Source organism: Candidatus Methanomethylophilaceae archaeon (genome assembly GCA_017524805.1).
GTDB lineage: Archaea > Thermoplasmatota > Thermoplasmata > Methanomassiliicoccales > Methanomethylophilaceae > Methanoprimaticola.
In genome coordinates this window covers 1-11321 of the sequence record JAFXUX010000026.1, presented here as the reverse complement: position 1 = coordinate 11321, position 11321 = coordinate 1, and the positions used below count along the sequence as shown (strand labels likewise).

Annotated in this window: 14 protein-coding genes; 1 reads left to right on the top strand and 13 read right to left on the bottom strand. The window is 58.6% G+C overall.

All coding sequences use genetic code 11. The features are described from left to right. Window positions 1-362: 362 nt before the first annotated feature. Genes IKP20_05410 through IKP20_05400 form a run of 3 tightly spaced genes read right to left on the bottom strand, consistent with a single transcriptional unit; the run spans window position 363 to window position 1352 of the window. On the bottom strand, window positions 363-770 hold the full coding sequence (locus IKP20_05410) for a VOC family protein (protein ID MBR4504389.1): 408 nt from the start codon (window positions 768-770) through the stop codon (window positions 363-365). Between the two features lie 13 nt (window positions 771-783). Continuing rightward, a complete protein-coding gene (locus tag IKP20_05405; GenBank protein MBR4504388.1) occupies window positions 784-1143 on the bottom strand; it encodes a GyrI-like domain-containing protein in 360 nt (119 codons plus the stop codon). Further along, complete coding sequence (locus IKP20_05400) at window positions 1059-1352, bottom strand: hypothetical protein (protein MBR4504387.1); 294 nt, start codon at window positions 1350-1352, stop codon at window positions 1059-1061. Before IKP20_05400 ends, IKP20_05405 begins: the two co-directional genes overlap by 85 nt. 54 nt (window positions 1353-1406) lie before the next feature. Between IKP20_05400 and IKP20_05395 the strand changes: the two genes are divergently transcribed. Further along, window positions 1407-1688: a hypothetical protein gene (locus tag IKP20_05395; protein MBR4504386.1), complete on the top strand. Its 282-nt coding sequence runs from the start codon at window positions 1407-1409 to the stop codon at window positions 1686-1688. Window positions 1689-1942: 254 nt separating this feature from the next. Here the strand turns inward: IKP20_05395 and IKP20_05390 are convergent, their stop codons facing one another. The 10 genes from IKP20_05390 to cobJ all read right to left on the bottom strand — a co-directional run bounded on the left by IKP20_05390 (window position 1943) and on the right by cobJ (window position 10749). Beyond that, the gene (locus IKP20_05390; GenBank protein ID MBR4504385.1) at window positions 1943-2575 is read right to left on the bottom strand and encodes a hypothetical protein; all 633 of its coding nucleotides are present in this window, start codon (window positions 2573-2575) and stop codon (window positions 1943-1945) included. A gap of 197 nt (window positions 2576-2772) precedes the next feature. Next, complete coding sequence (locus tag IKP20_05385) at window positions 2773-3483, bottom strand: uroporphyrinogen-III synthase (protein ID MBR4504384.1); 711 nt, start codon at window positions 3481-3483, stop codon at window positions 2773-2775. 79 nt (window positions 3484-3562) lie between these two features. Then, entirely contained in the window at window positions 3563-4306 is a 744-nt protein-coding gene (gene cobA / locus IKP20_05380; protein ID MBR4504383.1) for a uroporphyrinogen-III C-methyltransferase, read from the bottom strand. Next, window positions 4303-5169, bottom strand: a complete 867-nt coding sequence (gene hemC / locus IKP20_05375) for a hydroxymethylbilane synthase (protein ID MBR4504382.1) — start codon at window positions 5167-5169, stop codon at window positions 4303-4305. Before hemC ends, cobA begins: the two co-directional genes overlap by 4 nt. Beyond that, complete coding sequence (locus tag IKP20_05370; GenBank protein ID MBR4504381.1) at window positions 5166-6434, bottom strand: glutamate-1-semialdehyde 2,1-aminomutase; 1269 nt, start codon at window positions 6432-6434, stop codon at window positions 5166-5168. Before IKP20_05370 ends, hemC begins: the two co-directional genes overlap by 4 nt. After that, entirely contained in the window at window positions 6431-7411 is a 981-nt protein-coding gene (gene hemB / locus IKP20_05365; GenBank protein ID MBR4504380.1) for a porphobilinogen synthase, read from the bottom strand. Before hemB ends, IKP20_05370 begins: the two co-directional genes overlap by 4 nt. A gap of 1 nt (window position 7412) precedes the next feature. Further along, the gene (hemA, locus tag IKP20_05360; GenBank protein MBR4504379.1) at window positions 7413-8657 is read right to left on the bottom strand and encodes a glutamyl-tRNA reductase; all 1245 of its coding nucleotides are present in this window, start codon (window positions 8655-8657) and stop codon (window positions 7413-7415) included. Continuing rightward, window positions 8654-9277, bottom strand: coding sequence for a hypothetical protein (locus IKP20_05355; protein ID MBR4504378.1), 624 nt, complete (start codon window positions 9275-9277; stop codon window positions 8654-8656). The genes hemA and IKP20_05355 overlap by 4 nt, the downstream gene beginning before the upstream one ends. Further along, complete coding sequence (cobI, locus tag IKP20_05350) at window positions 9278-9991, bottom strand: precorrin-2 C(20)-methyltransferase (protein ID MBR4504377.1); 714 nt, start codon at window positions 9989-9991, stop codon at window positions 9278-9280. It lies immediately after the preceding gene. Beyond that, window positions 9988-10749 (bottom strand): precorrin-3B C(17)-methyltransferase, encoded by a 762-nt coding sequence (gene cobJ, locus IKP20_05345; GenBank protein ID MBR4504376.1) that lies wholly within the window; start codon window positions 10747-10749, stop codon window positions 9988-9990. The genes cobI and cobJ overlap by 4 nt, the downstream gene beginning before the upstream one ends. Between the last annotated feature and the right edge of the window lie 572 nt (window positions 10750-11321).

Sequence of the window (11321 nt, the reverse complement as noted above, 5' to 3'; positions counted from 1 at the left end):
TTCCTCAGCGCGCTGAGGATCCAGAAGCCCGACGAGAGGCAGACGCTGCCCGCATCCCAATACATCCCTCAAAGCGCCATCGAAACTGCGAAAGAGGGCCAGAAGGCCGAATGATATACCTACAAAAACGAGAAATTCAGATAATAATACAACGTATTAATTATGAATTTTTATTTCTATAATTGCTTGGTTATAATACACCATTATTGGGCCCTGATTCAGGGGTAATCCTCCAAGTGTGGATAAAAGATATCTATGCTTGTTTTTCCCCGCATTGCGGGGTTTGCCTAATTGTATAGTAATATCAAACGTTATTCCAAGAATCTGATGGATAAGCAAAGATAATTCACGGAAAACATTAATCAGGAACGCCTCTCAAATGGTCTGTTGAACGATCCTATCTCGATCAGATTCCCTTCCGGGTCCGCGATGTAGCAGGTCCTCTGGCCCCAAGGCTCTGTGGTCGGCTCCAGGACTGGCTCGGCGCCCTTCGAGACCGCGTCCGCGAAAGCTGTGTCCACCTCCTCGAACGTGTCCACGTAAAGAGCCACCTCGAAATGCCCGTTCAGGCCCCTGACGTACTCGTACCTCCGATCGGTCATCTCCTCGAAGTCCCTCCTCCCGTACAGGAGGAACAGCGTCCCGTCCTTTACCAGGTATACGTTGGACGCATCCTCGCCCTCCTCTATCTCGAACCCCAGGACATCCCTGTAGAAGCGCACCATCTCGCCCATGTCCTTCACCAGTATTCCGAAACCGTCCAGCCTCATACCAACGCTTCCTTCATCTTATAGGATGCCTCACGACCGTCCTCAGCTTCTCCGGCGGCGTCCTCCTCGCACCCGAGAGATATATCCCGTGATGGAAGCGGCTTCCAGAGATGTCCGGAGAATAGCCTTCCCTCTCCATGAACCCATGCATGAGACTTATGGTCGCAGGCTCGCCGTCGTAGCTGCCGGCATGCATGCACTGGACGCAGAGGCCCTCTCCGTACGGCAGAAACTCCACATCAGAGAAGTCGGCTCCCTTCTTCCTCTCGGCCTCCTCCACAGCCCAATCTAAATCGTCCTCATCAACGAAGTCGGGCAGGCGGATGAGAGATATCCACCTGAGGTCCTCCTTGCGGGAGCAGTCAATCTCCATAGTTCCTTCCTGCCGCCCTTCCTGCTCATCTTGATCGTGAACGCCGCCGCATAGAGCTTGCCCATGGATCTCCCGAACTCCCCGCCTTCTTCGTTCGGGTCTCCCTTCCCCCGGACCGCGATGTATCCCATCGGCGGGACGCCCACGATCGCCGGCTTCTTCGGAGGCATGCAGAACTCCCTGCACTCCTTCTTGCAGTCGAAAGGCATGGCTCTCGTCCGGACAATCGTCTGTTTTATATAGAGACGTTCCGAGACGTACTCATGATCTACACCCCGCTGACGTATCTGGCCATGCGCATCGCATACGACGCCCACCACGGGACGATGGACAGGAGCGGCGCCCCTTACATATTCCATCCATACGAGGTCGCTTCCAGGATGGACGATGAGCTCTCCACTGTCGTCGCCCTGCTGCACGACGTGGTCGAGGACACCGACGTGACCTTCGAGGACCTGTCCGCCAAAGGCATCCCCGACGAAGCCATCGGACCGCTTAGGCTGCTGACCCACGACCCGGAAGTCCCGTACATGACGTACATCTAGGAAATCAGCAAAGATCCGGTCGCCACGAAGGTGAAGTTATCCGACCTTACTCACAACATGGACAGATCAAGGTACTGCCGCCCGCTCAACTTCCGCGAGGAAACCAGATATCAGAAGTACGAGCTGGCGAAAAAGTGCCTGCTGAGCGTATCGACGGAACAGGATTGAAACCTGTGTTCAGAAGCTCCCGCATTGGGCCGAGCAAGAGCCCCCTCAGAAAGAGCCCCTGCTAGGCCTGCGGTCCCGGATGGAACTCACGCATGCATGTCCGGAGGATAGCTGACGCTTTCGGTCTTGCCGATTCCCTTCATGATCCTCTCGCACACGGAGCACACGGGAACGGATACGGAGAAGGATCTGCTCTGCCCCCTCATCCCGTACTGGCGGGAAGGCTCCGCGGCCACGTCGTACACCTTCACGCCGCGGATCTCCACGCGGAACAGCCTTCCGACATCGTATGGGGATGCTTCTTTCCTCAGCGCTTCGTACCTTTCCTCGGACGCTCTGCGCACATCGGTAACCGTGTCGGAGGCCTTCGGATTGAAAGCGGAGGAACGGCGGTTGAGGAGCTGGTCCAGAAGATTAAGGTCCGAATCCTTCAATGGATAATCATGCCTGCGGGCGAAGTCTATCTTGGAGGAGTTCCAGTCGCCGAACTCGTCCAGAAAAGGCTTCGAGGCCAGCAGCCCCTCCATCCCTCTGGTGCGGAGGTATTCGAAATCCCTGCGGGCGACAGCGGAATCGATCTCGGCCAGCTCCCGGCTCTTCTCGGCGGCCTTCCTGTCGCTGCTCATTCTGGCGTTGTCCCTGAAATCGGACGAAACGTCCAAAAACGACTCGATCTCTTTGACGGTCCTTCTGCATATGTAGCATCTGCTGGAATCCATGGGGCAGAATCTATTTGGATGTATATACCAAGTTGCCGGCAGCCCTGAGAAGGGCCCCTCCTAGCCGCGAGATCATCCCCCAGATTGCGGCCATTATCCTCTCATTTCCTTTCGTGCTCACTGAAAACTGTGTGAGAGGAATATTTTTGAAAGTTTTACCGTCAGGGTAATGAAGGTTTTACCACCCATCAAAAATCTCAGAATCCGCGTTTCCGCTCTTCGAATTCGCGGATCGCCAGGAGCATGTCCCTGAAAGTGGTCTTCTCCGGGACTATCTGCGGCGGGTGGCCCAGCTGCTTGAGCCTCTCGGACGTGGGCCTGCCGATGGCGGCTCTGTCCACGGATGAAAGCATTCCGTCCGCTTTATCTGCGCCGTACTCGGCCTCCAGCTCCTCCCTGAACGACGAGGCAGACATGGGGCTGGTGAACGCGATCGCATCCAGCCCACCAGATTCCAGAGCGCCCATGATGGCTTTCAGCTCGGGGGTCATCCCGACCTTCTCGAGGCGGTAAGCCGGGAACTCGATGACCTCAGCCCCGGCGTCTGAAAGGCCTTCCCTCAGGATGTCGGTGCCGGAATCGGATCTCACCAGCAAGACGCCCTTGCCGCGGACGAGCGGGGAAAGCATCGCGACTACGCCGTAGGAACTGTAATCGTCCTGCGGCATCATGGCGGCCTCCATCCCATGCCCGGCCAGAACATCGGATGTGTGCGGCCCGATGGATACCGCAGGGATGCGGGAGAAGAGGGACGCGAACCTCCCGTCCCCCCATTTTTTGGAGCAGAATTCCACCGCCGTCCCCGAGCCGAAGACGGCGAAGGACACCTTCCCGGACAGCAGATCCCTCTCCGCTGCAAGATAATCCGAATCGTATCCCGGCATGGCCCTGAGGGAGGGGGCCGCCATGGCCTCCATCCCCAGAGATTCAGCCAAGGAAAGCGATTCGTCTATCTTGTCCGCAGGCGGGTGAAGGCTATGCGGACGGTCATCTCAGATCGCCGAGGACGTCGTGGAGAGTGGCGACGGTTCCTATGACCATGATCCCGGGGGCTTCCAGGCCTTTGGAATCGATGGTCTCCTTCAGTCTGGACACCACGGTGCGCTCGATCCTCTGCTGCGGAGTGGAGCCGCTGGTGATTATGGCCGCGGGCATCTCAGGGTCCATCCCTCCGGCTATGAGCTCCGAGGAGATGTGCTCCGCGTTGCCCATTCCCATCAGGATGACCAGGGTTCCGTGGCCGTTCACCAAGGCTTTCCAGTCGATGCGGTCCTCGCCCCTGTCGGCCTTCTCGTGGCCGGTGAGGAATGTCACCAAGGGGGTGTGGTCCCTGTGCGTGACGGGAATCCCGCAGAGCTCCGGGACGGATATCGTGGATGATATCCCGGGCACTACGTGGACCTCCAATCCCGCTTTCCTGAGCTCCTCGGCTTCCTCCGCGCCGCGCCCGAACATGAACGGGTCGCCGCCCTTGAGGCGCACGACGATCTTCCCTGCTTCGGCCAGCTCCACCAGCTTGGCGTTGGTCTGGCTCTGGGTCATGTGGTGGTCGCCGCCCCTCTTACCAGCGTCGATCAGTTCTGCGCCCTCTTTGCACATCTTCAGAAGCTCGGGGTTGGCCAGAGCGTCATAGACGACGACATCGGCCTCCCTGATCAGCTCCGCCGCCTTCACGGTCAGCAGCCCCAGATCCCCGGGCCCGGCCCCTACCAAATAAACTTTTCCAGTCATTCCTTTCCCCTCAGAATATCTGCGATCTCCGCTATGTCGTTCTCCCCGTACGCATGGGGGATGACTTTGCTCAGCCTCACCGGCTCTTCCGTAAAGGCGAAGGAGACCGCGTTCACGCTGAATCCTCCGACAAGTTTCCTGACGTAGATTCCCACGGGCGACGAGCATCCCGCGCCCAATGACCTCATGATGGAGCGCTCGATGGTGACGCATTCCCTCGTTACCTTGTCGTCGATCTTCGACAGGGCCGCAAGAACCTCGGCATCGTCCGACCTGCACTCTATCGCCACCGCTCCCTGCGCCGGAGCCGGGACGAACCTCAGCGGATCCAGTGGGAACATGTCCCTGGAGATCCCCATGCGGTGCATGCCCGCCTTGGCCAGCACGATGGCGTCGTATTCGCCCTTATCCAGCTTGTCCATCCTGGTATGGATGTTGCCTCTGAGCGGAACGCACTCCACGTCCGGCCTGGCCTCTTTGATCAGGGAGATCCTGCGTATGGAGGACGTGCCTATCTTCGCCCCGGGAGGAAGCTCCCCCAGTGGGATGGGCATTATGATGTCCTCCACCGGATCCCTCCTCATTATCGCGCCGATGGTAAGGCCTTCCTCCATGTCGATCGGTATGTCCTTCAGCGAATTCACCGAGACGTCGATGCTCCCGCTTTTGATCGCCGCGTCGAGCTCTCTTACGAAAGCCCCGGTGGCGCTCATCTTGTCCAGAGGCGAGGTCAGATCTATGTCCCCGAGGGATTTGATGCCGACCACGTCGATGCTCCCGGAATATCCTGAAGCGCGCATGGCATCGACGAACATCTCCGTCTGCCTCATGGCCAAGGCGCTTTCCCTGGATCCTGCCCTCATGCCTTCAGCCTCCTCACGGCGGAATCGAAAGCCTCCGCGATCTTCCTGGAATCCTCCTCGGTATGCGCGGCGGACATGAACTCCACCTCCAGAGCAGAAGGCGGAAGATAGACGCCGGAATCCAGCATGCATGCGAACAGCTTGGCGAAGGACTCCCTGTCCACTCCCCGCGCCTCGCGGCCGTTGGAGATGGAATCCATGCCCAGGCCGATCGAGAACATCGAACCGACGCTTTGGATGCAGCCTTTGACTCCGGAATCCGCGAGGGAATCCCTCAGCGATGATACCAGATCAGCGGTGGCGGCGTTCAGCGCCCCGTATTTCCCTTCCATAAAGTTCAGGAGGGCGAGACCTGCGGCGGCGCTCACGGGATTGCCTGCGAAGGTCCCTGCCGCATAAACGCTTCCCTGGGGGGCCACGTTCTCCATGATCTCCCTCTTTCCGCCGAATGCTCCGGCGGGGAATCCTCCGCCGATGATCTTGCCCATGGTCGTGAGGTCGGGCGTGACGCCGAGCATCTTCTGGGCGCCCCCTCCTGAGAGCCTCATGCCGGTGATGACCTCGTCGAAGATCAGCAGGACGCCGTGGGACGAGGTTATCTTCCTCATCTCCTCCAGGTATCCTTTCTTAGGCGGAACCACCCCGACGTTCCCGAGGACCGGCTCCATTATCACGGCGGCGATGTCGTCGTTCTTATCCAGCAGGCTCTCGAACATCCCTGCGTCGTTGTAATCGACGGCGTAAGTGTTCTTTACGGCGTCCTCGGGGACTCCTGCGGAGCCTGGGACCCCTTGGGCCGAACCTGACCCGGCCGCGATGAGCATCGCGTCGTGGGCGCCGTGGAACCCGCCGTCGATCTTGACTATCCCGTCCTTACCGGTGTGCCCTCTGGCCAGCCTTATCGCGTGCATGGTGGCTTCCGTACCTGAGCAGGCAAGGCGGACCATATCGCATGAAGGCATCCTCCCAGCTATTTTCTCGATGAGGCTGAGCTCCGGTTCGGAAGGAGCGCCGTAGACGGTTCCCTTCCTGATCTGGGCGGCCGCGGCATCGATGACATCGGGGCAGGCGTGCCCTGCGATCAGCGGCCCGTAGGCCATGCAGAGATCGACGTATTCGTTTCCGTCGGCGTCGATTATGTGCGAGCCTTTCCCTTCCGCGATGAAAAGAGGGTTGGGAGGGAAAGCCCTGACCGGGCTGGATACCCCTCCGGGCGTCAGCGCCTTCGATCTTGAGAACAGCGCCGCGGATCTGGGGCCCCTCATCTGCGCTCCCTCAGATATCTGGCGGCCTCTTTGGCGTAATAGGTTATGATGATGTCCGCGCCGGCCCTCTTGATTGCCAGGAGCGATTCCATCATTATCCTTTCCTCGTCGATCCATCCCTTGGCTGCCGCGGCTTTGATCATCGCATATTCTCCGGATACCTGGTAGGCGGCGATCGGGATCGGATAATTATCTGCGGCCTCCCTGATTATGTCAAGATACGGCCCGGCTGGCTTCACCATTATGATGTCGCAGCCTTCGGCCACATCCATGTCGATCTCGCGCATCGCTTCGCGCCTGTTGCCGCAGGGCATCTGATATCCGGCGCGGTTGCCTCTGCCGGGAGCGGAGCAGGCCACGTCCCTGAACGGGCCGTAGAACGCGCTGTGGAACTTCGCGCTGTACGCCATTATGGCGACGTCCTCGAACCCGGCCTCGTCAAGAGCCGAGCGTATGGCGGCAATCTGGCCGTCCATCATCCCGCTGGGAGCGATGATGTCCGCTCCGGCCGCGGCCTGGGAGACAGCTATCTTCTGGTACAGCTCCAAGGTCTTGTCGTTGTCCACCGCCCCGGTGACATCGAGGACGCCGCAGTGCCCGTGGTCGGTGTATTCGCACATGCACAGGTCTGCGATTATCAGAAGGTCGGAAGCCGCCCTGAGGCCTCTGATGGCCCTCTGGACGACGCCCTCGTCGGAATAAGCGTCCGTTCCCTTCGCGTCTTTGTGGTCTGGGACGCCGAAGACCAGGACAGCGTTCACGCCGGCACCCTGGATCTCCTTGGCGATGTCCATGTAGCCGGAAAGCGGATAGGTCACGACGCCCGGCATCGAATCCGTCGTGCGGGGTTCGGTCAAATTGGCGTCGAAGAATATCGGGAGCACGAACTCCGAAGAGTCCAGCCTGGTCTCTGCGACGAGATCCCTCATTTTCTGGCTCGTTCTGAGCCTTCTCATGCGTACCTGCGGATAATACATCTCATTCATCCTCCAATCCGAACAGGATCCTTGCGGCCCTGCACGTATCAAGGTCTCCGCTCCGGGAGGCCTTTCTCATATTGATATAAAGTTCTGAAGTGAGTTTGTTGAGGAGCACCCTCGAGAAATCGTCGAGGACCTCCTCCGGATCGGCTGTGCTCAGGCGGGACCTCGCTTCGGCCAGCTCGCGCTCCTTTATGCCTGAGAGCTTTATGCTTATGCCGCGGATGAGCTCGTTGGCGGTGGATTCGGCGCGCTCCTTCTCCATCTTCGCCAGCTCCTCCTTTATGATGTGCTCCGCGTCGGATATCTCCGCGGTCCTGCGGGCCACGTTGTCCATCGCAATCGTCTGCAGGGAGTCCATGGTCTCCAGCGAGACTCCAGGTATCTCCCCGACCTCTTTCTCGACGTTGCGCGGAACTGAGACGTCTATCAGAAGCAGCGGCCTCCCGCCCCTCTTGGAGACGGCGTCCAAAGCATTGCCGTAGTGCACGACCGGGTGCGGAGCCGACGTGGCCACAAGTATCAGGTCGCTGTCGGCCAGAGCGTCGTGCATGCGGTCCCAAGTCAGGGCGGTCCCTCCCAGCTCCTCTGCGAGGATCATGGCGTTGTGGAAAGTCCTGTTGGAGACGATGACCGTCTTCGGCCCTTTCCCGACGAGGTTCTTGGCGATGACCGTGGCCATGTCCCCGGCTCCGAGGATGGTGACGATCTTGTCGCTCAGAGTCCCCAGCCTGCTCTCTGCAAGCTCGACGGCCGCCGAACCCACAGACACGGCCCCTTTGTTCAGGGAGGTCTCGGATCTGACCCTCTTCCCTACCGTGAGCGCATGGTCGAAAAGGTAGGAGAGCATGCTTTTCGCATGGCCGCCGGCGCGGGCCGCGATATACGAATCCCTTATCTGATGCTGTATCTGGTCTTCCCCGACGATCAGGGACTCCAGACCGCAGATGACCCTGAACAGATGCTTGATGCTGGCGTCGTCCTCGAGGATGAAGTGGACGTTCCCCGCTCCCTCTGGGATGTGGTCGCGTGCCAGGCCGGAGAACATCTCCCTGACCTGTCCGTTGCTGTCGGCGGCGACATAGGCCTCGAAACGGTTGCATGTCCTTACCACCACGTATTCAAGCGCCTCGGGGCAGGACAGGATGTGCTCCTCCACGTTCTCCTCCAAGCCGGTTATTATTCTGTCAAGGCCTTCAACGCCTCCCGCGGAGGTGTGCGTGACATGGAAGCTCACTATCATTGGATCACCTTCCTCTCAGCCGTCTCGAATGCCTTCTGATGGTCTCCCGCCCGTATCGATTCCCAGATGCTTTCGTCATGGAGGATGTCGCGGAGGATCTCTGCGCGGCGCTTCTGCTCCGGAATCTCCGACATGACGATAGGCCTCATGCGCACCATCAGATCCATCATATCGTCAAGGGAATCGTCCAGAACCGGCTCCAAGATCTCTGCCACATAGGGAGGGAAAGCCGGGACCCTGCCTTCGGACGAAACGCATACGGAGTAATTCCTCCTCCTGATCGTGGAAGGTATGAGGATGTCCCCGCCCCCATGGGCGGAATTCACCGGCACCCCGGACTCCTTGGCCGAGTCGCGGACCATCGCGTTGAGGCTTTTGCTGTCGGTGGCCGCCACCGCGATGAACGTCCCCGGCAGATTGTCGCGGACGGTTTCGGGCGTTATGTCGCATTGCACGCATTCGTCCGCGATGTCTCTGATCTCTGGCAGTATGTCCCTGGCAATGACTCTGATCCTGAATCCCTCGAAATGCCTTATCTTCCTGAGGGCCACATTTCCGCCTCCGAAGACCGTAATCAGGCGATCCCCGGATTCTATGTACACGGGCGCCATGGGAGCCATTCAGACGACCTTCTCGAAGCTCTTCTTTATGATCAGCGTCGTGAAATACCCATATTCCATGCCTGGGCGGACGGGGCCGACATATTCGTCCGGCATCCCGACGTTGCTGATGACCGTCATGCACTCCGGACCCATGCCGCGCCCTTTCATCTGGCCCAATATCTTATCCACGCTCTTCCCTGCCTTCATTACAACAACGTTGTCGAACTTGTCAAGGGCTTCCTCCACCATCGGATTGTCCTTGGCGGAAGGCACTATAGCGAGGCATTGGTCGCCCAGAGTGAGCGGGATGCGGGCGACTGCGGCACCGCCGCAGAATGATGGGATCCCGGGGATTATCTCGGTCTCATATCCTTTCCCGCGCACGTACTGCTCCAGATACATGAAGGTGCTGTAAATAGAGACGTCGCCCAAAGTTATCAGAGACACGTCTTTGCCCTGATCCAAATACTCTATGACCCTGTCCCCTGCGACCTTCCCGAACTCCCAATAGTCGCCGTTGTTGCCGGTCATCCCGAATAAGAGATCGATGACCTCGACCTTGGAAAGATCGACGACCGGCTCTATGATCTTGAATGCGGTGCTGTCCTCGCCCACTTTTTTCACAGGTTTGGCCAGGATGGGGGAGGATTCGATAACCCTCTTGGCCTTGAGGGTGAGCAGCTCCGGGTCTCCGGGGCCGACTCCGATCCCGTACAGCTTCCCTTTGCTCATATTACACCGTCCATGCGGCCTTTCTCGCGGTATCCGCGCGGGGTGATCATCAATCCGTCGCGAATGTACGTGTTGCTGTTCCCTATGATAACGATGGAGAACATGTCCACGTCGGCCTCGCCTATCTTCCCGAGAGTTGTGATCTGCTTCTGCTCCCCTTCCCTTCCAGCGTTCCTGACGACGCCCACGGGGGTATCTGGAGAGCGGTATTTCATGAGGATTTCAGCCGCTCTTTCGAGATAATCCGTCCTCTTCTTGCTCTTCGGGTTGTAAAGCGCGACAACAAAATCCCCTTGCCCTGCACAATCCACCCTCTTCATGATGAGGTCGATGGGAGTCATCAGATCTGACAGGCTGATGATGGCCATATCGTGCATCAGCGGAGCCCCCAGAACGGAGGCGGCTGTGGATGCAGCGGTCATCCCGGGAACGACGTCGATGTCGATGTCCGCTCCCATCTCGTCGGCCACCTCATAGATTATCCCGGCCATCCCGTATATGCCCGAGTCTCCGCTGCTCACCATCGCGATGCTCTGGCCTTTCATGGCCTCCTCGACCGCCATCTTGCAGCGCTCGACCTCTCTCATCATCCCGGTGGAGATGTATTGGGTCTCCGGCGGGAAAAACCCGCGGATCATATCGATGTATGCTGTGTATCCGATGACTTTGTCGGCTTCGCGGATGGTCCTCTCCGCGCGTATGGTCATATTCTCCAATGCTCCGGGGCCGAAACCCACGACTGAAAGCTTGCCTCTCACAGAAAATCCTCCATGCCTTTGGGGCGGGCAACTGATGGCGGCCGCTCCTTCCCGCCATCGGATATGCATCCGAACATGGCACACTCGAATGCATTAATCCTTATTATTATTGCTCGGTTGGAAGTGTAAATCAGGCATAAACTTGCATATTGATAGTGTGAACTATCCAAATACGCCCGTTTATTCTATCACTTTAGCCAGCATACGGTTTCCGGCTCCAACGTTCTATACGCGAAGGAGAATCGATCACAGGCTGGGACCGATAAGGTCTGGAAATGAAGTGAATGGGGCCCGATGGCGGGAACCTTATCTAAGGAACAAAAGTTAATCCAAGGAAGTTCCCGCAGAATACACCTAGAGGGAAAGAGTTCAGACCGGAGCCGCGCCGCACACGGCATTCCATGCGGGAGCGGGAAGGTATTTTACGGGTTCGGGGGCGCGTGCGCTACCATTAAAAGCGCGCGAGGCGTGTTGATTCCCATGTGGACATTCACATCCGAAGTTTCCGGCCGCCGGTGGGCCGCTGCGGCCGCGATCGCCCTGGTAGCGTTCGCCGCCCTGGCCGCCGTCTC

What these genes read in the sequence shown, in the direction of transcription:
- IKP20_05410 (MBR4504389.1), bottom strand. Translation starts at nt 770, where the DNA reads ATGAGGCTGGACGGTTTCGGAATACTGGTGAAGGACATGGGCGAGATG.
- IKP20_05405 (MBR4504388.1), bottom strand. Translation starts at nt 1,143, where the DNA reads ATGGAGATTGACTGCTCCCGCAAGGAGGACCTCAGGTGGATATCTCTC.
- IKP20_05400 (MBR4504387.1), bottom strand. Translation starts at nt 1,352, where the DNA reads ATGCCTTTCGACTGCAAGAAGGAGTGCAGGGAGTTCTGCATGCCTCCG.
- IKP20_05395 (MBR4504386.1), top strand. Translation starts at nt 1,407, where the DNA reads ATGATCTACACCCCGCTGACGTATCTGGCCATGCGCATCGCATACGAC.
- IKP20_05390 (MBR4504385.1), bottom strand. Translation starts at nt 2,575, where the DNA reads ATGGATTCCAGCAGATGCTACATATGCAGAAGGACCGTCAAAGAGATC.
- IKP20_05385 (MBR4504384.1), bottom strand. Translation starts at nt 3,483, where the DNA reads ATGGCGGCCCCCTCCCTCAGGGCCATGCCGGGATACGATTCGGATTAT.
- cobA (MBR4504383.1), bottom strand. Translation starts at nt 4,306, where the DNA reads ATGACTGGAAAAGTTTATTTGGTAGGGGCCGGGCCCGGGGATCTGGGG.
- hemC (MBR4504382.1), bottom strand. Translation starts at nt 5,169, where the DNA reads ATGAGGGCAGGATCCAGGGAAAGCGCCTTGGCCATGAGGCAGACGGAG.
- IKP20_05370 (MBR4504381.1), bottom strand. Translation starts at nt 6,434, where the DNA reads ATGAGGGGCCCCAGATCCGCGGCGCTGTTCTCAAGATCGAAGGCGCTG.
- hemB (MBR4504380.1), bottom strand. Translation starts at nt 7,411, where the DNA reads ATGTATTATCCGCAGGTACGCATGAGAAGGCTCAGAACGAGCCAGAAA.
- hemA (MBR4504379.1), bottom strand. Translation starts at nt 8,657, where the DNA reads ATGATAGTGAGCTTCCATGTCACGCACACCTCCGCGGGAGGCGTTGAA.
- IKP20_05355 (MBR4504378.1), bottom strand. Translation starts at nt 9,277, where the DNA reads ATGGCTCCCATGGCGCCCGTGTACATAGAATCCGGGGATCGCCTGATT.
- cobI (MBR4504377.1), bottom strand. Translation starts at nt 9,991, where the DNA reads ATGAGCAAAGGGAAGCTGTACGGGATCGGAGTCGGCCCCGGAGACCCG.